This window comes from Bowdeniella nasicola (assembly GCF_900107735.1).
GTDB lineage: Bacteria > Actinomycetota > Actinomycetes > Actinomycetales > Actinomycetaceae > Bowdeniella > Bowdeniella massiliensis.
In genome coordinates this window covers 11,209-34,193 of the sequence record NZ_FNQV01000014.1, presented here as the reverse complement: position 1 = coordinate 34,193, position 22,985 = coordinate 11,209, and the positions used below count along the sequence as shown (strand labels likewise).

Annotated in this window: 25 protein-coding genes; 2 read left to right on the top strand and 23 right to left on the bottom strand. The window is 66.2% G+C overall.

Translation table 11 applies throughout. The features are described from left to right. Positions 1–28: 28 nt before the first annotated feature. The 3 genes from pyrH to rpsB all read right to left on the bottom strand — a co-directional run bounded on the left by pyrH (position 29) and on the right by rpsB (position 2,621). Positions 29–748, bottom strand: coding sequence for a UMP kinase (gene pyrH / locus BLU67_RS10295; protein ID WP_092565643.1), 720 nt, complete (start codon positions 746–748; stop codon positions 29–31). Between the two features lie 76 nt (positions 749–824). After that, entirely contained in the window at positions 825–1,649 is an 825-nt protein-coding gene (gene tsf / locus BLU67_RS10290; protein ID WP_092565642.1) for a translation elongation factor Ts, read from the bottom strand. Between the two features lie 12 nt (positions 1,650–1,661). Next, entirely contained in the window at positions 1,662–2,621 is a 960-nt protein-coding gene (rpsB, locus tag BLU67_RS10285; RefSeq protein ID WP_092565640.1) for a 30S ribosomal protein S2, read from the bottom strand. Between the two features lie 347 nt (positions 2,622–2,968). Here rpsB and BLU67_RS10280 point away from each other — a divergent pair, with 347 nt between their 5' ends. Further along, the gene (locus tag BLU67_RS10280; RefSeq protein ID WP_261977099.1) at positions 2,969–3,490 is read left to right on the top strand and encodes a M23 family metallopeptidase; all 522 of its coding nucleotides are present in this window, start codon (positions 2,969–2,971) and stop codon (positions 3,488–3,490) included. Here BLU67_RS10280 and BLU67_RS10275 read toward each other — a convergent pair. The 20 genes from BLU67_RS10275 to BLU67_RS10180 form a co-directional block, all read right to left on the bottom strand. Further along, on the bottom strand, positions 3,487–4,413 hold the full coding sequence (locus BLU67_RS10275; protein ID WP_092565636.1) for a tyrosine recombinase XerC: 927 nt from the start codon (positions 4,411–4,413) through the stop codon (positions 3,487–3,489). The genes BLU67_RS10280 and BLU67_RS10275 overlap by 4 nt on opposite strands. Positions 4,414–4,437: 24 nt before the next feature. Further along, entirely contained in the window at positions 4,438–5,574 is a 1,137-nt protein-coding gene (dprA, locus tag BLU67_RS10270; RefSeq protein WP_176780782.1) for a DNA-processing protein DprA, read from the bottom strand. After that, the gene (locus BLU67_RS10265; protein ID WP_092565632.1) at positions 5,558–7,099 is read right to left on the bottom strand and encodes a YifB family Mg chelatase-like AAA ATPase; all 1,542 of its coding nucleotides are present in this window, start codon (positions 7,097–7,099) and stop codon (positions 5,558–5,560) included. The genes dprA and BLU67_RS10265 overlap by 17 nt, the downstream gene beginning before the upstream one ends. Further along, positions 7,096–7,455: a YraN family protein gene (locus BLU67_RS10260; protein ID WP_092565630.1), complete on the bottom strand. Its 360-nt coding sequence runs from the start codon at positions 7,453–7,455 to the stop codon at positions 7,096–7,098. Before BLU67_RS10260 ends, BLU67_RS10265 begins: the two co-directional genes overlap by 4 nt. A 100-nt stretch (positions 7,456–7,555) precedes the next feature. Next, positions 7,556–7,855 carry a DUF2469 domain-containing protein gene (locus BLU67_RS10255; RefSeq protein WP_092565628.1) on the bottom strand — a complete coding sequence of 100 codons (300 nt, stop codon included), beginning with the start codon at positions 7,853–7,855 and terminating at the stop codon, positions 7,556–7,558. Between the two features lie 81 nt (positions 7,856–7,936). Beyond that, positions 7,937–8,620 (bottom strand): ribonuclease HII, encoded by a 684-nt coding sequence (locus BLU67_RS10250; RefSeq protein ID WP_092565626.1) that lies wholly within the window; start codon positions 8,618–8,620, stop codon positions 7,937–7,939. After that, on the bottom strand, positions 8,604–9,329 hold the full coding sequence (lepB, locus tag BLU67_RS10245) for a signal peptidase I (RefSeq protein ID WP_222842470.1): 726 nt from the start codon (positions 9,327–9,329) through the stop codon (positions 8,604–8,606). The genes BLU67_RS10250 and lepB overlap by 17 nt, the downstream gene beginning before the upstream one ends. 173 nt (positions 9,330–9,502) lie before the next feature. Further along, positions 9,503–9,844, bottom strand: a complete 342-nt coding sequence (rplS, locus tag BLU67_RS10240; RefSeq protein ID WP_092565622.1) for a 50S ribosomal protein L19 — start codon at positions 9,842–9,844, stop codon at positions 9,503–9,505. A 135-nt stretch (positions 9,845–9,979) separates the two neighbouring features. Beyond that, positions 9,980–11,317 carry a tRNA (guanosine(37)-N1)-methyltransferase TrmD gene (gene trmD / locus BLU67_RS10235; RefSeq protein ID WP_092565620.1) on the bottom strand — a complete coding sequence of 446 codons (1,338 nt, stop codon included), beginning with the start codon at positions 11,315–11,317 and terminating at the stop codon, positions 9,980–9,982. Then, positions 11,314–11,820 carry a ribosome maturation factor RimM gene (gene rimM / locus BLU67_RS10230; RefSeq protein ID WP_092565618.1) on the bottom strand — a complete coding sequence of 169 codons (507 nt, stop codon included), beginning with the start codon at positions 11,818–11,820 and terminating at the stop codon, positions 11,314–11,316. The genes trmD and rimM overlap by 4 nt, the downstream gene beginning before the upstream one ends. Before the next feature lie 56 nt (positions 11,821–11,876). Continuing rightward, on the bottom strand, positions 11,877–12,113 hold the full coding sequence (locus BLU67_RS10225; RefSeq protein WP_092565616.1) for an RNA-binding protein: 237 nt from the start codon (positions 12,111–12,113) through the stop codon (positions 11,877–11,879). 2 nt (positions 12,114–12,115) lie between these two features. Continuing rightward, positions 12,116–12,622: a 30S ribosomal protein S16 gene (rpsP, locus tag BLU67_RS10220; protein WP_092565614.1), complete on the bottom strand. Its 507-nt coding sequence runs from the start codon at positions 12,620–12,622 to the stop codon at positions 12,116–12,118. 220 nt (positions 12,623–12,842) lie between these two features. Further along, complete coding sequence (locus tag BLU67_RS10215; protein WP_222842469.1) at positions 12,843–13,262, bottom strand: VOC family protein; 420 nt, start codon at positions 13,260–13,262, stop codon at positions 12,843–12,845. A 35-nt stretch (positions 13,263–13,297) separates the two neighbouring features. Beyond that, positions 13,298–14,098, bottom strand: coding sequence for a helix-turn-helix domain-containing protein (locus tag BLU67_RS10210; RefSeq protein WP_176780781.1), 801 nt, complete (start codon positions 14,096–14,098; stop codon positions 13,298–13,300). 74 nt (positions 14,099–14,172) lie between these two features. After that, entirely contained in the window at positions 14,173–14,766 is a 594-nt protein-coding gene (locus BLU67_RS10205) for a hypothetical protein (protein ID WP_143027405.1), read from the bottom strand. Positions 14,767–14,813: 47 nt separating this feature from the next. Beyond that, entirely contained in the window at positions 14,814–15,482 is a 669-nt protein-coding gene (locus BLU67_RS10200) for a hypothetical protein (protein WP_143027404.1), read from the bottom strand. Between the two features lie 5 nt (positions 15,483–15,487). Then, on the bottom strand, positions 15,488–16,216 hold the full coding sequence (locus BLU67_RS10195) for an ATP-binding cassette domain-containing protein (RefSeq protein WP_092565604.1): 729 nt from the start codon (positions 16,214–16,216) through the stop codon (positions 15,488–15,490). After that, positions 16,213–16,602: a GntR family transcriptional regulator gene (locus tag BLU67_RS10190; protein WP_092565602.1), complete on the bottom strand. Its 390-nt coding sequence runs from the start codon at positions 16,600–16,602 to the stop codon at positions 16,213–16,215. The genes BLU67_RS10195 and BLU67_RS10190 overlap by 4 nt, the downstream gene beginning before the upstream one ends. 56 nt (positions 16,603–16,658) lie before the next feature. Beyond that, positions 16,659–17,546, bottom strand: coding sequence for a DNA-formamidopyrimidine glycosylase family protein (locus BLU67_RS10185; RefSeq protein ID WP_176780780.1), 888 nt, complete (start codon positions 17,544–17,546; stop codon positions 16,659–16,661). 3 nt (positions 17,547–17,549) lie between these two features. Then, positions 17,550–22,532, bottom strand: a complete 4,983-nt coding sequence (locus BLU67_RS10180) for an Lhr family helicase (protein ID WP_092565598.1) — start codon at positions 22,530–22,532, stop codon at positions 17,550–17,552. On the opposite strand from BLU67_RS10180, the gene BLU67_RS12135 reads away from it, so the two are divergent. After that, positions 22,488–22,934, top strand: coding sequence for a hypothetical protein (locus BLU67_RS12135; RefSeq protein WP_143027403.1), 447 nt, complete (start codon positions 22,488–22,490; stop codon positions 22,932–22,934). The two genes, BLU67_RS10180 and BLU67_RS12135, sit on opposite strands and share 45 nt — an antisense overlap. Positions 22,935–22,985 lie beyond the last annotated feature (51 nt).

Genomic DNA, 22,985 nt, shown 5'->3' with positions numbered 1-22,985 from the left:
AGGGGGTATCTCGCTACCGGCGGCGCCGCTAGGAGGCGCTAACCAATGTTCCTATTGTGTCACCTCGAAGCGCCCGCGCGACATTGCCGGGCTCGCTCATGCCGAACACGCGCATGTTCAGGCCGTTGTCCATGCACAGCGAGAAGGCCGTCGCGTCGACGACCTTCAGGCCCTTGGCAAGGGCGTCGTGGTAGGTGACGTAATCGAGTTTTTCTGCGTTCGGGTCGAACTTCGGGTCGGCCGTGTAGACGCCGTCGACGCCAGATTTGCCGACGAGCAGCTCATCGCAGTTCGTCTCCAGGGCGCGCTGCGCGGAGACGGTATCCGTCGAGAAATAGGGCATGCCGGCGCCGGCGCCGAAGACGACGACGCGGCCCTTTTCCATGTGGCGGATGGCGCGCAGCGGAATGTAGGGCTCGGCGACCTGGCCCATGGTGATGGCGGTTTGCACGCGGGTGCGGGTGCCGGCCTGCTCGATGGCGTCTTGCAGCGCGAGTGCGTTGATGACGGTGCCGAGCATGCCCATGTAATCCGCGCGGGCGCGGTCAAAGCCGCGGCTGGACAGTTCGGCGCCGCGGAAGAAGTTGCCGCCGCCAACGACGCAGGCGACCTGGACGCCTTCGGTGACGGCGTCGTGAATTTGGGAGGCAATGAGGTTCAGGACGTCGATGTCCAATCCGAGAGTGCCGCCGCCGAAGACTTCGCCGGAGAGTTTGAGCAGGACGCGACGGGGCTTTTCGGACATCATTCCTCGTTTGCAGGTGGTGGGTGGTGGTTATGGGCCGGCCCCGCCTCGCGCAGTGCGAAGCGGGGCCGGGGCGACATTAGGCGCCGACGCGGAAGCGAGCGAAGCCGGTGATGGTGCCGCCGGTGGCGGACACGATCTGGCCGACGGTCTGCTTCGGATCGCGGGCGAAGGCCTGGTCCAGCAGGCAGTTCTCCTTGAAGAAGCCGTTCATGCGGCCTTCCACGATCTTCGGCAGCGCCTGCTCGGGCTTGCCTTCGTTCTTCGCGGTTTCCTCGGCGATACGACGCTCGTCCTCGACGGTTTCGGTGGGAACCTCGTCGCGGGACAGGAAGTTCGGCGAGTAAGCCGCGATGTGCATCGCGACGTCGCGGGCCACCTCGGCGCCAGCGGCGTCGGAGGCGACGAGCACGCCAACCTGCGGCGGCAGGTCCTTGGCGGTGCGGTGCAGGTAGACCTCGACGTTCTCGCCGGTGACCGACGCGATGCGGCGGATGACGATCTTCTCACCGAGCGGCGCGGTGGCGTCGGTGAAGGTCTGGCCGAAGTCGGAGTTCAGCAGCTCTTCCGGCGTCGCGATGCCGTGCTCGGCCGCGTAGGCGACGGCCTTGTCGGCGATCTCGATGAACGGGCCGGACTTCGCAACGAAGTCGGTCTCGCAGTTGATCTCGATCATCGTGCCGACCTGGCCGCCCTCGCCGGGGCGCACGTCGGTGGCAATGATGCCCTCGGAGGTGGAACGGCCCTCGCGCTTGGCGATGCCCTTCAGCCCCTTGACGCGGATGATCTCGTGAGCCTTTTCGGCGTCGCCGTCAGCCTCGTCGAGAGCCTTCTTCACGTCGAGCATGCCGGCGCCGGTCTTTTCGCGCAGCGCTTTGATGTCAGCAGCGGTGTAGTTAGCCATGGATGGTTCTCCTTAGGCGTTGTCGGTGGTCTCGGACTTGTCGCCTTCGACGACGGTCTCCGAGGTGGTCTCCTGGTCCACGTCACCGGCCGGGGTCGACTCGGGAGTGGCGGTCTCGACTGCGGACTCTTCCGTCGTCGAGGCTTCAGCCGGGGCCTGCTCGGCCGCTTCGGCCGACTCGTCGGCCTCGGTGGCGGTCTTGTCCTCGCCGGAGCCTTCGAGCATCTCGCGCTCCCACTCGGCCAGTGCTTCGCCCTCGCCGGCTTCGCCGGTGGAGCCACCGTGGCGGGTCACGAGGCCTTCGGCAGCGGCATCGGCGATGACGCGGGTGAGCACGGCGACGGAGCGGATCGCGTCGTCGTTGCCCGGGATGCCGTAGTCGACCTCGTCGGGATCACAGTTGGTGTCGAGGATCGCGACGATCGGAATGTTGAGCTTCTTGGCCTCAGCGACGGCGAGGTGTTCCTTGTTGGTGTCCACGATCCACACGGCCGAGGGGACCTTGGCCATGTCGCGGATGCCGCCGAGGGTGCGCGAGAGCTTGTCCTTCTCGCGGGACTGCATGAGCAGTTCCTTCTTCGTCAGGCCGGAGCCGGCGACGTCATCGAAGTCGACCTGCTCGAGTTCCTTCAGGCGCTGCAGGCGCTTGTGGACGGTGCCGAAGTTGGTGAGCATGCCACCGAGCCAACGCTGGTTGACGAACGGCATCCCCACGCGCTGGGCCTGCTCGGCCACGGCTTCCTGGGCCTGCTTCTTGGTGCCAACGAACAGGATGGTGCCGCCGTGGGCGACGGTTTCCTTAACAAAGTCGTAGGCGCGATCAATGTCGGTCAGCGACTGCTGCAGATCGATGATGTAGATGCCATTGCGTTCCGTGAGGATGAAACGCTTCATCTTGGGGTTCCAGCGACGGGTCTGGTGTCCGAAGTGGACGCCGGACTCCAGCAGCTGGCGCATGGTTACGACGGCCATGACGCTTCCTTCCCGCAGACGGTTGCCTGCGTATTTCGGGCAGCGTAGCTACCCTGATTTCGGTTGATAGTCCTAGTGCGCGGTTCGCCGGGCGCCCCAGGGGGACCGATGCCGGGCGAGGTTTTCCACGCACGCGATAGTCAACGAGCAGAAGAGTTTCCACACGTTGCCACGCGTGAGTTTACCTGATTGCGCCGCGTCGAGCCACGACGAATGCGCCGATCCTGCGGCGAGGTTGCCCACATGCGGCGGCTGTCGCCATCCACACTGGGGCCCAGGGCGCTCGGCGTGGCGCTGCGACGATGACGAAACTCCTGGATCGCCACGTCGCGGTGCACGGTAGGGCCATGAATCGACGAGTACGTGCGGCAGGGCTGTTGGCACTCACCATGGTGGTGCTGCTGTTCTCCCCGGGCGCTGCAGTAACGCGAACGCCGGAGTCGAGCGATCTTGACTTCGACTGGCCGACCGGCGGGCCCGTAGCGGTGCTGCGTGCTTTTGATCTGCCCGCCCAGCGCTGGCAGAGCGGACATCGCGGAGTTGATCTGGAGGCTGGGGCGGGCTCACCTGTTCGAGGTGCGGGGGCGGGCCGGGTCGCCTTCGCGGGCAAGGTCGGCGGCAAGCCCGTCGTGGCACTGGAACACGCGGGCGGGCTGCGCACGACGTACGAGCCCGTTCAAGCCCTCGTGAGCGTGGGAGACGTCATCGCCCGAGGGGACCTCATCGGCGAGCTCCTGCCGGGCCACTGCGAGGGGGCTTCCTGCCTGCATTGGGGCGCGAAATACGGGACAGGGCGAAACGAGCAATACATCGATCCGCTGCTGCTGCTCCAGCCGCTGCGCTACCGGCTCGTGCCCGATCGCGACTAAGCGCGGGGATGGGCCTGCTCGAACGCGGCTCGAAGCTTATCTTTCGTGACGTGGGTGTAGCGCTGCGTCGTTGAGAGCGAGGAATGTCCCAGCAGCTCTTGGACCGTGCGCAGGTCTGCTCCCCCGTCGAGGACGTGCGTTGCGGCCGAGTGCCGTAGTCCGTGCGGCGCAATATCGCGCACGCCGGCGCGCGTAGCGAGGCGATGCAACGCCGCTCGAATGGTTCGCGGGTCAAGGCGCCCGCCACGTGCACCGATGAAGAGCGTGCTGGCGTCGTTCGCAGCGATGTCCGCTCGGACGGCAAGCCAGCGGTCGATCGCTTGTAGCGCGGGTCGTCCGATCGGCACCGTGCGGGTTTTGCGGCCTTTACCGGTGACGGTGACAACGAGCCGTGACCGGTCGATTGCATGCAGGGGCAACTCGGCGGCTTCACTGACGCGCAGTCCCGCCGCATAGATGAGCTCAAAGATCGCGGCGTCCCGGATCTTTATCGGATCGTCGTCGGCTGCTTCCTCGTTGGCGAGTGCGAGCAGCGTCGTGACTTCGTCTTCTCGAAGAACCGTCGGCAACCGGGAGTCACGTTTGGGAGCGACGAGCCGGAGCGCCGGGTTCGATTCGATGAGCGAGACATTGGCGGCCCAAGAGAAGAACTGCTTAATGGCGGAGGTGCGGCGCGCAAGCGATGCGCGTGACTCCCCCGCTGCGGCGAGCGTCGCGAGCCAGCCGCGCAGCGTCGTGAGGGTGAAGGCGAAAGGTTCGAGCGATTCGGGGGACGAATCCTCCAGTGCTGCCGCCGTCGTGGAATCCGGCGCCGCAAATATCAGGAGCGAGCGCACATCGGAGAGGTAGGCGCGCACGGTGTTCTCGCTGACGTCGCGCTCATAGCGCAAGAAGTCAGCGTAGCGAGAAAGGACCGGGGCCATGCCCTCAATCGTGCCACGGCCTCCTCACGAACGTCGGAATGCATGGCCCACCTGTTCGACTTTTCCGGCCAGCGTCAGCATGCCGAGGGCCGCGCGAGCGTCCTCGATGGACAGCGCACTTTCTTCGGCAACGCGGGTGAGCTCGTAGCTGCCGCGGGGCGGGAGTACATCGAGCACCTTGGCCTCGTGGGGCTCGAGTCCATCGAGGAGGCCAGCTTGCTCGGATACCTTCGTGGCATCGTGGGTGCCGATCGGTGCGATGAGCTCGCGGACCTCGTCGGCATCGGTCACGAGCACCGCCAGCTGGGAGCGAATCGCCTCGTGGCAGCCGGCGCTCGCCATATCGGTGACCGGGCCAGGAATGGCCGCGACGTGGCGTCCAAGTTCGCTAGCGTCGCGAGCGGTGCGTAGGGCACCGCTACGCAATGCCGCCTGCACGACGATCGTGACCTCTCCGAGGGCGGCAATGAGGCGATTGCGTTCCAGGAACCGGAACCGCGAGGGCGCGCGTCCGGGCGGGTGTTCACTGATGATCAGCCCGCGGCTTTCGATTGCTTCCAGCAGGGATGTGTGCGCTGCCGGATAGAACCTGTCGGGACCTCCCGCGAGGATCGCGATGGTAGGGCCATCGACGGCGAGCGCGCCGCGGTGCGCCGCCCCATCGATCCCGAAGGCGCCGCCGGAAACGATCGTGTGGCCAAGAGTTGCCAGGTGCGAGGCGAGCTCCGTTGCCATGTGCAGCCCGTACGTGGTGGCGGCGCGCGCTCCAACGATTGAGACGTGCGGCGCCGCGCTCATGAGCGTCGTGAGGTTCTTGCCGCGAGCCCACAGCGCAAACGGGGCGCGGTCGCCCAGGTCAGCAAAGGGTCTCGGCCAGGCATCATCGTCGGGCGTGAGCAGGAAGCCCCCGTAGCTCAGGTGGCGGTCAACGAGCTCGTCGAGATGGAGAGCCGCGATGCGCGGCGCCCAGCGTTGCACCGCTTTGCCGGGAACGGCGATCTCGGTGCCGCCCGCGATCGCGCTGCCCACGAGGTTGAGTGCCTCAATGGGCCCATGTCGGGCGATGAGGCGGTGGGCATCACCGTCGCCGCTTTCGGTCAGCGCCGACCATGCGGCATAGGCCATTCGGACGGGGTGGGAATAGTTACGCCACGTGAGCATGGTCGTCTCCGATACGAAGCAGTAGGGCCGTTGAGATGTCATCGCGCGTGGGCGCTGTCCCGCGCAGATCCGCCAGGGTGAGCGCGAGGCGAAGGATGCGATCGAGTCCGCGTAACGTTATGTGGCCGCGCGCGAGATACGGATCGAGCATCGTGCGAGCCGAGGCGGGAAACGGGGAGTCGGCGCCGCGCAGGATCTTCGCTGGCACATGAGCGTTCAGCGAGAACGGGTAGTCACGCCACCGCTCGGCCTGCCGGTTCCTAGCATTGGCGACGCGCTGCGCGATCATGGCGCTTGTTTCGGTGCCTGCGAGGGGACGGGACGTCGAGGGTGCCATGACGTGGCTGCGAATATCGATGCGATCGAGCAGTGGGCCCGACAGCGCCTCGAGATAGCGACGCTTCTGCAGTGGCGTGCACCGGCAGCGAGCACCCTTGCCATGGCCGTTGCCGCACGGGCACGGGTTCGCGGCCAAGACGAGTTGGAAGCGAGCCGGGTAGGTCGCCACCGATTGCGATCGATGGATCGAAATCTCGCCCGATTCGAGCGGCTGACGCAGAAGCTGAAGATTGGCGGCGCCGAATTCGGGTGCTTCGTCGAGGAACAGGACCCCGCCGTGGGCCTGGGAGATCGCACCGGGGCGCGCGATACGGGCCCCACCGCCAACGAGCGATGCCCGCGAGGCGGAGTGGTGGGGCGCCACAAACGGCGGCGTCCGGACGAGTTCGGTGCCGCTAAACGTCCCCAGCACGGAACGCACTGAGGAGACCGCGACAGCGACGTCGTCGTCAAGGGGCGGCAGGATCGTCGGGAGCCGGGAAGCGAGCATCGTCTTGCCGGTGCCGGGCGGGCCCATGAGGAGGACGTGGTGGCCACCCGCCGCGGCGACTTCGAGGGCGTGCTTGGCATCGTCTTGACCGGTGACGTCAGAAAAGTCGAGTGCCTCGGCGCACTGATCGTCGGCAGCGATAGCCAGCCGGTTGATCACTGGCATGGGCGTCACGGTGCACTCGAGCGCGTAGTGGTGCAGCAGGTGGGACATGTGATCAAAGGCGAGCACATCCATCTCGGGCACGAGCCTCGCCTCGGCCTCATTCGCGCGGCTCGTCACGACCGCGCGGTAGCCGGCTGCCTTGGCGGCCTGCACCGCCGGTAGGACGCCACGCACCGGCAGGATCGCGCCATCGAGGCCAAGTTCGCCGATGTGGACGACGTCGGTAATGGAGGGCCGATAGGCGGCAGGCTCGTTCGCAACGAGCACGGCGATCGCGATCGCCAGGTCGAACCCGGATCCGGTCTTCGGCAGCGAGGCGGGCTGCAGGTTCACGGTGATGCGCTGCGGCGGCAGGATGCGTCCGCAGGATTCGATCGCTGCACGCACCCGATCCTTCGCCTCGGCAAGCGATGCGTCGGGCAGCCCGACGAGAGTGAAGCGCGGGATGTGCGTCGCGAGGTGCGCCTCGACCGTCACGACATCGCCGACGAGTCCGCTCAGGCTGACAGCGAGCGTGCGGGCGAGCTTCACCGGTCCGCCCCTTCCAGGTGCCACACCTGGGGCGTGGTGCCGGAGGCGTCAACGCAGATGAGGTCGAGCCGAACCGGGTGCGGTCCGCCCTTCTCGCGTCGCCAGTACCCCGCGACCTGACGCATTCGCGCGATCTTGGCGCGCGTGATGGATTCGGCCGGGTGGCCGTAGGCGAAGGTGGATCGCGTCTTGACTTCGACGAGGCAGATCGGGCCGCCGCTGGCTTTCGCGACGATATCGACTTCCCCGGCAGCGCATCGCCAGTTGCGATCGATGATCTGATAGCCGTGGGAGACGAGGTAGGCTGCGGCGGTGTCCTCGCCGTAGGTTCCGAGGCGTTGATTGTGGGTGCTCATGGAGCACAGCCCACCAGGCATCGCGCCTCAGCTGGCGCCGCGGTGTGTCCTCAGCCGGCCTTCGCGCGCCAATCGCGCGCTTGTGGATAGTGCCGGCGAGCTAGATCGTCATGTCGGGTTTGGTGAGCTCTTCGATGTTGACGTCCTTGAACGTCACAATGTTGACCTTGGCAACGAAGCGGGCCGACCGGTACACGTCCCACACCCAGGCGTCGGTCAACGTGAGTTCGAAGAAAACCTCGCCCCCCGCGCTGCGTGGCTTGAGCTCGACCTCGTTGGCGAGGTAGAACCGTCGCTCAGTTTCCACGACATAGCTAAACAGGGAGACAACATCGCGGTATTCGCGGTAGAGATCGAGCTCGAGCTCGGTCTCGTAATTTTCCAGATCATCGGCACTCACCCTGCCATCATGCCGCGTTGACTGCCCGCGCGCAGTCGTTTGTCTGGCGCTGTTCGCCACCGGGTGAACACCCGCGCCGCGTTAGGGGGTTGGCAGCAGGCGCCAACTGCGCCGATGAAAATTGCTCGGCCCGAGCCGCTGCAGTGCCTCCCGGTGCACCGCGGCGGCATAGCCCTTGTGCGCGGCAAAGCCGTAGCCCGGGTCGGGGTATTCCACCATGATCCGATCGCGCTCGACTTTGGCGAGCACCGATGCAGCCGCGACGACGGCGCACTGCTGATCGGCCTTGACCCGCATCGTCACGGGTGCCTGGCACCAGGCATGCGTCTCAGTGGGCGTGAAGAGATCGAGCGTCGGCACGAGCCAGTTGTGGCTCCCATCCAAAATGATGGCGCAGGCGGCGGCACACGCATCTTCCCCACCGAGGCCTTGGGCGGCGACGGCGAGCGCCCGCAGCGCAGCAAGCCTGAGTGCCGCGATGATCCCGACGGCATCGATCTCGGCTGGCGAGGCATGCCCGACGGCTCGCGCTGCACCCCACGAGGCGAGCTCTGCCACCATCGCCTCCCGGCGGGTGGGGGTCAGCAACTTGGAGTCGGTTAGCCCTTCCGGCGGGCGTCTCGTGTCAGCGTCGACGACGCACACGCCGACGCTTACCGGCCCGGCGAGTGCGCCCCGCCCGACCTCATCGATCCCGATCACCCAGCGCGCACCCGCCAGGAGCTCGGTTTCCAGGTCGCGCGTCGCGCTACGGAGCTGGGACATTGTCAAAGGCCTTGGATCCATGGCCGAGCGACGTCCAATGGTCGTAGGGCCACATGATGACAAACGCGCGGCCGAGCACGTGATCGAGGGAGACGAAGCCGCCCCCTGGCAGCCCGATGTGTGCGCGTGAATCGCGTGAATTGGAGCGGTTATCGCCCATCAGCCAGACGCTGCCGTCGGGGACCTTGACGGAGAACTCGATATCCGAGGGGCTCACGCCGGGTTTGAGATAGGGCTCATCGATGCTCTCGCCATTGACCTTGATGCGGCCCTGCGCATCGCAACACTCCACGGTGTCTCCCGGCAGCCCGATGACGCGCTTGATGAGGTGTTCGCCCGCATCGGCAGGCAGGATGCCGATCGCGGTCAAGGCATCTTTGCCGAAGCGTTTGATCGTCGACGCCTCTTCCATCATCGGTGGCAGCCAGCCGCCCGGATCTTTAAAGACGACGACGTCGCCGCGGGAGATATCGTCGCTTCCCACGGTCTTGTTCACAAGGATCCGGTCGCCGATCCGCAGCGTGTCTTGCATCGAGGCGCTGGGGATAAAGAAGGCCTGGACGAGGAAGGTCTTGACGAGGAAGGACAGCACGAGCGCGATGACGACGATCAGCGCGGTTTCCTTGAGCCACGTGCCGAAGCTCTCTTGCGCGATCGCGCGCGGAGAGAGGTGCTTGGCGGGCTTTTTCGGTTCGATACTGGGCGGCATCGTATCTTCCGTCTCGCCACGCGGTCGGATGGTCCTCCGCGTAATGCGAGGTTCAGATGCCATGGAGTCCTCTTTCGGAAAACGTCAGTTACTGACCTTACTGCATTCTCGCACGAGTAAAGACATCGGCCCGGCAGGTGATGCCGGGCCGAAGCTGAGGTGTGAAAAACGACTTAGCGCTTTTCCTTGATCTTGGCGGACTTGCCGTGACGATCGCGCAGGTAGTAGAGCTTGGCGCGGCGCACGGCGCCACGGGCCACGACCTCGATGTGGTCGATCGTCGGAGCGTGCAGCGGGAACGTGCGCTCAACTCCAACACCAAAGCTCACCTTGCGGACGGTGAACGTCTCGCGAACACCGCCACCCTGACGGGCCAGGACGGTGCCCTGGAAGACCTGGATACGCGAACGGCTACCTTCGATAACCTTCACGTGGACCTTGACGGTGTCGCCGGCACGGAAATCCGGCACGTCGTCGCGCATCGACTTCTTGTCGAGGGCATCCAGCTTCTGCATGATTGTTCTCTTCCCGCTCGCGCCACAGGTCGCGCGCGCATATCGGGGCAACGGGTGTTGCCGGGTGGTTTGTGGTGTGCCGCCGAACTTCGACCGCCCCCTGTGGCAGGTGGCCGCGCGAGGCACATGACCGCACTAGTCTGCCACAGGCCTCGCGTATTTTGCCAGCTTCGGAACTGTGATGATGACGTCGTCTTGGGGCTCGCCTCCGACATCGAACGTCCGAGATCCGGTGACTTTCCAACCGCAGCGCTCATAGAACGTGATGGCGCGAACATTGGAGCGATTGGTTCCGAGCCACAGCCCGCGCACCGTCGGGCTCGCGCTCGCGACATCGCGCATGACGCGATCCATCAAGGCGCGCGCTAGACCCGTGCCGCGGGCGGCACGATCGACGTAGAACTTAGAGACTTCGGCCAGCCGCCCCTTCGGCAGGCGGTGACGGACCTCGCGCGCGCCCTCTTCGTCTTCTGGGCGCAGCCCGAAGATGACCATGCAGTAGGCATGCAGCTGGCCGCCGGCGCTGGCGAGCCAGATTCGTCGCTGTGGGTCGGCCAGGTAGCGCGCGAACTTTTCTGGCGTCAAGTACGTCTCGATGAACTCCGCGATCGCTTGCGGGCCGAGCTCCGGTGGGCAGGCGTCCGGGAACGTACGGCGAGCAAGCTCCGCGACGGCCACCGCGTCCGCCGTCGTCGCCTCGCGAATCTCACACGGCAGGACCTCTCCCCCAAGGACAAAGAAGCCGGCGCGCACGAGGGTGAGCCGATCGGCCATCGACAGGGGCTCGTCGCGCTCGATCAGCATGTCTGGCCGACGCTGCGCGGTACGCAGGAGCGCTTGCGCTCGCCGCCACTGACGGATCTTTGCGTGGTCGCCGCTGAGCAGGACCTCGGGGATGTCCTCTCCGCGCCAACTAACGGGGCGGGTGTAGACGGGGTATTCGAGCAGGCCGGCAGCGCCGTGGGACTCTTCCACCAGGGATTCGGGGTTGCCGACGACGCCGGGCGCTAGCCGACCGATCGCCTCAATCGCGACGAGCGCCGCGACCTCACCCCCGTTTAAGACGTAGTCGCCGATCGAAAACTCGACAACGCGCACCCGCTGCCCGTAGGACTGCGCGACGCGCGCATCGATGCCCTCGTAGCGTCCGCAGGCGAACACGAGATGGTTCTCGCGCGCAAGGTCCTCGGCCAGGCGCTGGTCGAAAACCTCGCCAGCAGGCGTGGGCACGAGCAAGACCGCGTCGTCGGTCAATACCTCATCGAGCGCCTGCCCCCACACGTCCGGGCGCATGACCATCCCCGCGCCGCCGCCGGCGGGAGTGTCATCGACGGTGCGGTGCTTATCGCTCGTCCAGCCACGCAGGTCGTGGACCGCGAGCTCAATCAGTCCCCGCTGGCGGGCCTTGCCAATGAGGGAGAGATCCAGCGCCGCGAGATAGTCGGGAAAGATCGTGACGACGTCGATCTTCACGGCCGGACTTCTTCCGCGTCATCATCAAATAATCCACGGGGCGGATCGACGACGACGCCGCTCTGCGTTACCTCGGGCACCAGTTCGCTGACGAAAGGAACCATGACCTCGCCGCGGGCGGTCTCAACGATGATGAGGTCGTGGCCCGGCATCGCTTGGATCCGTTTGACCGAGCCGAGTTCGCGGCCGGCCGTATCAACCACCGGCAGCCCGAGCAGTTCGTGATAGAAAAACTCGTCCTCGTAGGCGTCTTCGTTATCGGTTTCGATGTACAGCCGGACATCACGCAGCGCCTCGGCCGCCGTGCGGTCCTCGTGCCCCTTAAAGGCCACCTGCCACGACTTGCCATCGCTGCGCACATCCGCAACGGTCAGTTCACCGTCATCAGTGAGCAGAAGCGCGCCGGGAACGAATCGCGCTGCGGGATCATCGGTCGCGACCTTCAGCCGCACGTGGCCTTTAAGCCCGACGGCCGAGGCGATCGTTGCTACGGCAAGACGCATGATGGTCCTTTCAGATATGACAAACCCGGCCCATGTGGGCCGGGCGTGTCAGCTAGTTAGCGGCGGTCGGTATCGACGACGTCAATGCGGACGTGATCCTCTGACAGCGAACCGACGACGGTACGCAGCGCCTTCGCGGTGCGTCCGGAGCGTCCGATCACGCGGCCGAGGTCTTCCGGGTTGACGTGCACTTCGAGGAGTTCTCCTCGACGCAGCCGCCGGGTGTTGACCCGGACATCGTCCGGGTTGTCGACGATTCCGCGAACCAGGTGGTCCAGTGCTTCAGCCAGCATGATTACTCAGCGGACTCAGCAGACTCAGCGGACTCAGGCGAGTCAGCGGACTCCGGGGAGTCAGCGCTTTCCGGGGAGTCAGCAGACTCGGCGGAATCGGCGGACTCAGCGGAGGCGGCTTCTTCTTCAGCCTTCTTGGCGGAGGCAGCGGCCTTGCGCTTCTCGGCTTCTTCCTCGGCGGCCTTGATGGCGGCGCGAGTTTCTTCCTCGCTGACGCCCTCAGCGGTCCGGACCTTGCTTTCGGTGTCCTTCTCGCCCTTGAACTTCTGCCAGTCGCCGGTGAGCTTAAGCAGCTTCTCGACCTGGTCCGTCGGCTGCGCACCAACGGAAAGCCAGTACTGCGCGCGCTCCGAATCGATCTCGATGACGGAAGGCTCGCGGGTCGGGTGGTACTTGCCGATCTCTTCGATCGCACGGCCATCACGCTTGGTGCGCGAATCCATGACGACGACGCGGTAGAACGGCGCACGGATCTTGCCCATGCGCTTCAAACGAATCTTGACTGCCACTTGTGTGGTCAACTCCTGATAAATATCGGGGTGGACGCGCGCCCCTGCTGGTGGGTCACAGCAGCGGTGGTTGTCCTGGACACGTCCTCGCACGGTGAGAGGGGCCGTACGGGCCGGGTACAGCAGATCATTCTGCCACGAAAAGCGGGACGACGGCTAGCACGACGATGCCGGGCGAAAGGTGATACGCCTAACGCCCGGCACTCGCGACATCCCAGGGCTAGTTGCCGGGCACGTCAAATGCCCACATCACTCCGAACTTGTCGAAGACCTGACCGTAGGTATCACCCCACGGCGCCTTCTCGAAGGGCATGTTGATCTCGCCGCCGGCAGCGACGAGCGCGTCGATCAGCTCCTGCGCTTTGGCGACATCGTCGAGTTCGTACATGAGGGAGTAGATGCTGCCTTTAACGACGTAGTCCTCCCCCGGCATTCCGTCACTGCCCGTGATCGTTCCGCCCGGCAGGTCGAGTTGGGCGTGCGCGACGGCAGTCGGATCGGGTTCGAAGGGCATGCCCTCCATCTGCGGCATATCGGCGTAGGTAATGAGAGTGAGGTCGCCGCCGAAGACCCCCTGATAGTGCGTGAACGCTTCCTTGGCGTTGCCCGGGAAGGCGATGTAGGTCGAGAGCTGGGCCATGATGGACCTCCTGAACGTGTGGTGGTACTTCGAACCTAGGGTGTGCCGGGGCCGTCCGCTTGTCCCGAGTTGCTCACCTCAAGATCGAGCTGGCCTTTGGCCGCTTGCGCGAATAATCGCGGCAGGTTCAAGGTGATCGGCGGATCCTCGGCGATGCGCTCACGCAGCTCAAGGTCAACCGTCGCTCGTTCGGTCAGCGGGAACTGGACCGGCACTCGGCGCAGTTGGCGACGATTCCCCGCCATCTGGAAGTAGGCCCGCACATCGGATCTGCGCGGCACCTCGACGACCATGACGTAGTAAGTGCCTGCGGGAATCGCATCGACGTTGTATGTGTTCGTACCGAGCAACGCGATGCCTAACGTTGGCTCGTCGCGCACCAGCGGATCAGGATTCAGGGCGACGAAGAGCGCGCTGCCCGGCTGCGCGCCGCTGACCTGAACCGTCAGCGGATGGGCCGAGCGGTGTTCGCCCGCCACGAATCGCCGGTGAAGCACCACCAGCGGCGCATCCCGGTTCTGCTGGCGCATAAGGAAAGCCGCAAGCGACTGCATCTGTTTGCGATACTCCGCGGGCGCCATGCCGGTGTGACGACGAAATGCGCGATGAAAACTCGAGGGCGAATCGTGCCCCGCATCAATCTGCGAGCGCGTGACGTTATGCCCGTCGACGAGCCCATCGATACTCCGTTCCACCCGCGCCGCCGCGAGAAAGTCGCGCAACGGAAAGCCGAGGTGCTTTTTCAGCAGGCGCGACAGGTGGAACCGCGAGAAATGCGCCTGCGCTGCCAGTTCATCGAGGGAGTCAATCTCCCCACTACGCGCGGCGTCGAGCAACCGGGCGACGTCGTCGCGTGCCGGCTCCTCGGCTGGTGTGCCTGTGGGCGCCATGCGCTCATTATGCCCGTGTCCTAGTCGGGTTGGATGTCGCGAACCTGGAGCGTGGCAATGAGCGACGCCATCGCCGCAAGCAGGATCGGAACAACGAACACCGCAACGCTCGCGTCCGCCTCGAAGATGAGCTGCGGAATCAGAATCCCGGGCCAGACCCCCATCCCACTGTGGAGAGCAAGTGCCGCACCCCACACCACCAGGGTCAAAGCGCCCACTGTCACGGCAAGACGCCACGACGAGACCTCACTCACCACCTTCACAATCCACACCAAGCAGTACAGGAAAAGGGCGCGCAACACGATGCCCCAAAAATCCATATCGACGACGATGAGCTCGACGTCACCTGCGTAATACGGTGGCCTCAGTACGCTAGCGGCGATTCCGACGACGGCGGCGCAGCCCAAGCCGAGGGCTACCTGCACAGCCACCATGCCTCGCGTCATGCCTGCCCTACGTGCAGCGAAGAGCTGTCTCGAATCCAGCAGGGCGAGAACAATGGGGACGATAGCAAGGACCAATTCCAGCCAGAACGTGATCGGTAACAGCAAGCTGCCGCCCATTGGCAGGATCGGCGCCAGCAGTTGCATAGCAAGGGAGGCGATCAGCGCCATCGCTACACAGACGCCTGTAATGATTACGTTTGCTCTCATCAATATTCCTATGCCCGCTTCCGAGGCTCATAGCGCCACACCATGATCCCCAATGCGGCCCACCACACAATAGCGGCGAGGCTTCGCGCCGCCATCCCAGGCTCGGCCAATTCACCACCAATCGCCGTCGTCGCGAACCAAGGCCCTACCCACCAGATCGCTTGCACATTAAAAGACCACACCGCCGCCACGTTCGCGATGACGATGGCAAATATTAGGAGGGTCGTAAGTACCGCAAGCCCCCACCGACGATAGATCAAGACAAGGATTGACGTGGAGGCAAAAGTGATGAGAGGGGCTGTCACGACCGCCACCATGATTCCACTCGGACTTGCCATTCTGGCGTCGTTATCCCCGAAGAAGATCGTCAGAGACATGATGAGGACGACGAGCGAGCTTGCCACGATGATGAGTGCGGCAGCACCGATCATGGAAAGCACGACATCGCCTCGAGATTGTCCCGACCGGAGAGAACCATCAATTCGCCACGCCACCATTAGGCCAAATACATAGGGCAGCACCGTGACGGCCAAGCCGATCACTGTATAGGAGGTGATGATTGCTTCCATTAGCGGCTGGCCAGTAGCCGCAAGCGCCCAAATCCAGATGATCGAGATAGCCGAGAAGGCCGCGATGACGCCGACGACCTTCACCTCAGTCCGGAGGGTTGGCGTCACCACACTCATGATGCCTCAGCTCCGGAGACATCCATCAGGACATCAGTCAGCGAGCGTGCCCCCGGCAGGGCAGCTCGCAGCGCATCGGCGTCACCAACCCGGACGACGCGCCCACGGTCCATGACAACAGCGTGGGAAATGAGGTGCTCGACGTCCTCGATTTGGTGCGAGGAAATGATGTACGTCCCGCCGGTAGCGATGAATTCCTCGAGCAGGGTGTCGTAGTAACGGCGACGAATGACGGGATCCATTCCCAGGTGGATTTCGTCGAGAATCGTAAGCGGCGCGCGGCAGGCAAAGGCGAAGGCCGCGTTAGCGGAGGACCGCTCCCCGCGAGAAAGCATGTTCTCCTTCCGGTCGGCTCTGACCTCGAAGCGATCGAGCAGCTCGGCCAACCGATCGGTATCAAAGTTCGGCCGCTGCCGCGCCCAATAGAGCCCGAGCTTGTCGAGCCGCGTCGAGCGATTTAGGCAGCTTCCCGAACTCATAAGGACGACGCTCTTGAGCCCAGTCGCATCGCTGAACGGGTTGCGGCCATGAACTCGGACCGTACCCGAGCGGGGCCTGGCAAGACCCGCCGACAGGTAGAGCAGCGTCGTTTTACCGGCACCGTTGCGACCAAAGAGCCCCGCCACCATTCCGGCTTCGATCGAGACGTCGACGTCAGTCAGAACCTCTCGTCGGGACAGCGGGTAACGATAGGACACGTGCGAAACGGACAGCGCAGTACTCATAATCTCTCCTCGATCGAGCCCTGGCGGGTGGCGACGGCCTCACGCACGGCATCGAGGACTTCCTCGACGTCGAGCCCCAATTGAACAATGTCGTTGGCAAAGGGCCGCACGACGTCGGATTCGAAAGTTGCTTGGCGGCGTGCGAGCAGCATCTGGTAGGCGCCACTCGCCACAAAGACACCAATGCCCCGCTGCTTGTAGACAATCCCCTCAGCCTCGAGGATCGAGAATGCCTTAGCGGCGGTTGCGGGATTGATGCGGTAGGTCGTCGCATACTCCGTGGTGGACATGACCTGATCCCCCGCGCACAGCACGCCGGCGAGGATCTGCTCGCGAATATCTTGCGCGATCTGCAAGTAGATCGGTTCTGGTCCCGAGAAGTCCACGACACACCCCCTTTGGTTTCTTACTCAACTAATGAACCACAGAAGCGGTGTGCGCGTCAACCCCTTTGACACCTCGGACACCACCACACCCAGCGCAGCTTCAGCGGCCGACCATCGCGCTCCAGCACCTCACCGCTCGGTCCCAGCGCCAGGACCGAATCATCATGCTCCGCAACGAGGATCCGCTCTCCGCACCGACGACATGGGCGGCCACCGCGCACGTAGACCCATAGCGAGTCACGGCCGCGAGCCGCAAGACCCGTGGTGGAGCGCGGCAGCCGGAACTTATTGAGGTCGAGCAAGCGATGGGCCGTGCGCACTGCCTCCTCGACTTTCTCGGCGGCCACATCCCCGACGCGCACGCCGTGGCGCAGCCCGATGAGGAACATCGTCTCGTTGCGGTAAATGTTTCCGATGCCAGCCAGATTTCGCTGATCCATCAATGCCGACGACACACTGCGCGCCGGCCGTGCCAGGATCCGCTCGACGCTGGCCTCGACGTCGCGCTCCGAAAAACTCGGGTGGAGCAGGTCCGGGCCGAGATGGCCGATGAGCGTGGCCTCATCGCGCGTTGGCACTAGTTCGAATCCCTGGACGTCTTCCGCATAGGCGCGTACCCGCGCGGTTTCGAGCATTGCGCGCACCCGAAAATCTCGCGGGCGCGGCCAACCCGCCTCCTGGAAGCGCCACATCCCATCCATCATCAAGTGGGAATGGAGCGTGAAATCCCGCGTCGGCCTGGCCCCTTTCGACACCACCTCCACGGGTGCGCGCAGCCGAATCAGGAGGTGTTTGCCGACGGGAATGGCCTCGCGCACTAGCCAGCCGGAAAGGTCCGTCGTCGCGAGCTGCGGGACGCGAAACTCGCTGCGAACCACAACGTCACCCGCGAGCAGCTGGTGCAGGCGCGCTGCGGTCTGTAAGACGGTATCTCCCTCGGGCATCATTCACGCCCGCAGGCGCATTCCCTTCGGCGTCGCGGTAAAGCCCGCCTGCGCGAGCGAGGCCTTAACCGCCTCCGGAAGGGGGTGCCGCGCGTGAATCGAAAGTCCCGCGACCGTCTCAATCGTGACCCTCGACAAGGCTCCGGCAGCGACGACCGACGCGATCGCAGGCCCAACATCGGCGAGCGACGCCTCGTCATCGCGAAAGACGAGGAGCGATTTGCCGCCGCGTTCGACGTAGGAGAGCAGGTCCCCCTCGCGTAGCAGCACGACGCCGCCGGCTCGGCGCGCGGGACGGTGGCGCGCGGCGTCCTCGTCGAGGCTGATCGCCTCGGGCCATGCGAGGGCCGCGCCGTAGGCATTGGCCGGATCGGAGGCTGCGAGCGCGAGGACTCGAGGCCCCGCATCCTCACTGCCGGCCTGCGCCGAATCCGCCGCCCGCGCTTCCGCGTCATCGAGTTCGCGTGCCGTCTCGCGCAGCAGATCCACCGTGCTTGCCGCGGCGAACTGGGCGCCCCCAAGGTGGGAGATGAAGTGGCCCCGCCGCACCGCGCCCGCATCCTCCATCGCCGCAAGGACGCGGTAGAGCGCCGCAAAACCGCCCGGCACGTCCTCGCGGATGAGCGATCCACGCGTCACGACGCCGTGCCGGTCAAGCATGAGCTCAGCGGTCGCGGCCGCCCGAATGGCGGGTTCGAGCTCGCCGCGCCGCACGAGCGACCAGCGCCCGGCCGCCCGCTCGGAGGCGACCGTCATCGCACCGCGCACCGCCGCAGTCGTGAGGCTCCCGCGCCCCAGCCGCGCGGGTCGCAGCCGCCCCGCACCACGCCGCAGTGAATTGCGCGCCACGGGTGTCGGCGCCTTCGCTTTGTGTGCTCCGCCGCGCCGCAGCAGCGAGCGAATTGGCGCTAGCGAATCGTTCGTCACGTGCCCCGCGAAGAACAGCTCCCACAGCGCCTCGGTGATCTCCTCGCCGCTCGCCGCCACGCCCGCCTCCGCAAGCGCCGCCGCAATCTCGGCGTGCCGAAAACCGCCGCCGCCCGCCAGCACCTCGGCGATGGCCTGCTGCACGCCGGGCGCCACGGCCGCGTTCGGCTCCGTCAGCGTGAGATCGGCGGCCTCGGCCAGGTGGAACGCGATCCACGCGTCATCGCCGCCGAGCCGCCCCGCCCCGGTGACGAGCACCTCGCCGGAGCTGAGCGCAGCATCGAGCAGATGCGGCGCATAATCGGCGACGCGCGCCGGCAGCACGAGCGACTCCCACGCCGAGGCGGGCAGCGCCACGCCCGCGAGCTGATCGATCGCGGTCAGCAGTGCGTCGGTACCAGAGCCCGGCGCCGCGAGGTGCTGCCACGTCGGCAAGAACTTGGCGTAGGCCCGCTGCGAGGTGGGCTCGACCTCGGCTCGCAGCGCCGCTAGACACCGTCGCCGGATAGTCTGCAGCACCCGCGCATCGACCCACTCCGTCCCGCTCACCCCGGGCGTAAATTCGCCATCGGTCACGCGCGCGGCATCCTTCAAATCCATGAGCGCATGTTCCACGACGCCGACGGCGAGCCCCAGATCCGCGGCGGCCTGCTCGAGCGTGAACGGCCCGTGCGTTCTCGCATATCGTCCGACGACGCCCCGCAGCGGCGCCACGGCCGGCTCAAGGAACGTGCGCGCTATCCCCTGCGGGAGCACGACGCCGTACACGTCCCGAAGTTGTGCGGCATCCTCGATCGCGACGACGACCTCCTGGCCCGCCAGCCGCACGGCCACGGCGCGCCCGGCCGCCACCAGCTCCTCGATCCAGGCCCGTACCGCCACCCGTGCGGTATCTCCCGACGGATCCTCATCGCCGCCACCCGCTGCGCCGGCCCCATCCCAAGTAAGCCGTGCGGCGATCGCGTCCGCCGATAGCGGCCCTAGTAACCGCAGCAGGTCGGCGACGGACTCGGCGCTTGCCGGCAACCGCCGCTGCTCGCTCAGCCGCTGCAGGTCGGCCGCGACCTGCGCGATGATGTCCGCGTCGAAGAGCTCGCGCAGCCGCGCCCGCCCCAGCAGATCGTCGAGCAGCGAAGGATCGAGCGCAAGCACGGCCGCTTTCCTCTCGGCAAGCGGCTGATCGCCCTCGTACAAAAACTGCCCGACGTAAGAGAACAGTAGCGCTTGCGCAAACGGCGAGGCGACGCGCGTTTCGACCTCCAGGAGGGAAACCTCCCGCGCCGCAATCCGCGTGAGCAACCGCGCCAACGCCCCGACGTCGTACACGTCGTGCAGGCATTCGCGCAGCGTCTCAAAAATGATCGGAAAATCGCTGTGTTGACGCGCCACATCAAGCAGTTGGGCACCGCGCCGGCGCTGGGCCCACAGCGGCGAACGCTTGCCCGGATAGCGCCTCGGCAGCAGCAGGGCGCGCGCCGCGCACTCCCGAAATCGCGACGCAAACAGCGCCGATCCGCCGAGCCTACGCACGACGATGTCCTCGATCTCATCAGCGTCAAAGGTCACAAGCGAGGCGATCTGCGGCGGCTCGTCGGTGCGCGGCAGCCGCATGACGATCCCGTCGTCGCTGGCCTGCACGTCCCCGGCGGTGCCGTAGCGTTCCTCGACGCGCTCCCCGATCGCGAGCGCCCACGGCGCGTGCACCTTCAGCCCGTAGGGCGAGAGCAGCACGATCCGCCAATCGCCCAGTTCGTCTTCGAAGCGTTCGATGACGAGCGTCCGATCCGAGGGCAGCACGCCCGTCGCGGCCTTTTGCTCCGCGATATACGACGCGAGATTCTGCCGCGCGTACTCATCCAGATCCGCCAGCCCCAACGCCGCACCAGTCTCCCCGCCGACGTCGCGGCGCGAGGAAGAGATGAGCGCCCCGAGCTCGCGCACGAACTGCCCGACGGCCTCCCCGAGTTCGGCGCCGCGGCCACCGCCCTCGCCGTGCCAGAACGGCACCTTGCCCGGCAGCCCGGGCGCTGGGATGACGCTCACGCGGTCATGAGTGATCTCGGTGATTCGCCAACTGCTTGCCCCGAGCGCAATGACGTCCCCCGCGCGCGACTCATAGACCATCTCCTCATCGAGTTCGCCTACGCGCATGGGCGCGCGCCGCGCCCCGGCCCCGCGTCCCCCACCGGCCCCGGCCGCCGTCCCACCAACGACGGTCCCGGCCTCCGCCTCCGCAGCCTCGGTGCCGGGCCCCGCGAGGTAGACGGGGAAGAGCCCACGGTCGGGAATCGTGCCACCGCTCGTGACGGCGAGCCGCTGCGCCCCGGGCCGCCCGCTCAGCACCCCGGCCGTTCGATCCCACACGAGGCGCGGCCGCAATTCCGCGAAATCGTCGCTCGGATACCGCCCCGCGAGCATGTCGAGCGTTGCCTCGTACAGGCTGCGTGGCAGCGTCGCGAACGGCAACGTAGTGCGCAGCAGCGCAAACCACTCCTCGACGTCGAGGTCATCCATCGCGGCGGCGGCCACCGTCTGCTGCGCCAAAATGTCGAGCGGATTGGCGGGCGGCGCGAGCGCCTCAATCAGCCCGGCACGCATCCGATGAACGATGACGGCACTTCCGACGACGTCGGCGCGATGCGTCGGAAAAAACACGCCGCGGCTGATCTCGCCGACCTGATGCCCCGCGCGCCCGACGCGCTGCAGTCCCGACGCAACCGACGGCGGCGTCGCTACCTGAATGACGAGGTCGACGTCCCCCATATCGATGCCGAGCTCCAGCGAACTCGTCGCGACGACGCATCTCAGCTCACCGGATTTGAGCGCATCCTCGATTGTCGCGCGCTGCTCCTTGGACACCGAGCCGTGATGCGCCCGCGCGTACTCCTCGCCGCCCTCGGCGACGGCGGCCTCGTTGAGCCGCGCCGTGAGCCGCTCGGCCTGCCCGCGAGAGTTCGTAAACACGATGGTCGATGTGTGCGCGGCGACGAGCTGGGCGATCTCGGCCTCAATGTGCGGCCACAGCGAGGGCCCGCGCTCCCCGACTACCCCCGCGTCAGCGTCCTCCGCCTCGACGCTCCCCCGTCCGCCAGCCTCGACGTCAGCATCCCGAGCCCGCGCGTCCGACTCGTGCCCAACGCCCGCGAGCCGCGGATCGGCTAGCTCGTCAAGCCGCGGCGTCACGTTCCGCCTCTGCTCCGCACCTGTCGCTTGCCCCGGGATCCCGGCCAGATCGGTCATGTCCGGAACCGGCACCCGCACCGAAAGCTCGAGGTCCCGCCGCGCCTGCGGGTCCACGACGGTGACCGGCTGCGCGCCACCAAGGAACCGCGCTACGGTCTCGACGGGCCGCACGGTCGCCGATAGCCCAATACGTTGCGGCCGCCGCCCCCTGTCCGACAGCCGAGCCGCCTCATCCGCGCCTCGCTGCAACGCATCGAGCCGCGCCAACGACACCGCTAAGTGCGAACCCCGCTTCGTGCCGGCCACCGCATGAATCTCGTCGATGATCACGGTGTGGACGTCCCGCAGCGTCTCGCGCGCGGCACTTGTCAGCAGCAGATACAGCGACTCGGGCGTCGTAATGAGAATGTCCGGCGGCTGCGAGACCTGCCGCCGCCGCTCGGCCGCGGGCGTATCCCCCGTCCGCACCCCGACCCGCACCTCGCGCGTCGCCTGCCTGAGCTGCGCCGCACTGCGCGCAATCCCGACGAGCGGCGAGCGCAAATTCCGCTCAATATCCGTCCCGAGCGCTTTGAGCGGCGAAATATAGACGACGCCGACGCCACACTCACGCTCTGCCCCGTCCGTATCCTGCTCTGCGACGACGCCTCGTCCGCTCGCCGTGCCGCTGCCACCGCTCGGCGCGAGCGTCTGATCGAGCGCATACAAGAATGCGGCGAGCGTCTTACCGGAACCCGTGGGGGCGACGACGAGGGTGTCCTCACCGCGAGTGATTGCCTGCCACGCCCCAGCCTGTGCCGCCGTTGGCGCGGAAAAAACGGCCTCAAACCAGTGGCGCGTTGCCGCACTAAAGCCCGCGAGCGCCTCATCCGTCATGACGACACCCTATCCCCGGGACGCCGGCCCTCGCGCGCCCGCGCGCACCCCGCACATGCACCCGCACCCGCGCCCGCCCGCGCGCGTAACCGTGCGCGCCCGGGCTCATCGCGCCGAACTGCCCCCGGCGGCCTCCTCCTGGACACGCTCGGCATCGCCTGGCAGTTCGCGCGCGCATCCTCGCTGGTGACCGACGACGATCACGTCCCCGCCCCCGGCACCGCCACCACCCCAGACACCGCCTCCACCAGCGCGCCCACCAGCAACGCACCGGGTTTCGCCCCGGGCTGCCGGGCGGACATTGTCCTTATCGACGCGATGAATCCGCTCGACGCGCTCGTGCGCACGCCGCCCCGCGAGGCGGTCATCGGCGCTGGCCGCCTGTTGTACTCCCGCACCTAGGAGTTATCCACAGCCAGCGTTGACCCCCTCGACAGGTGCGCCGCGAGCCCG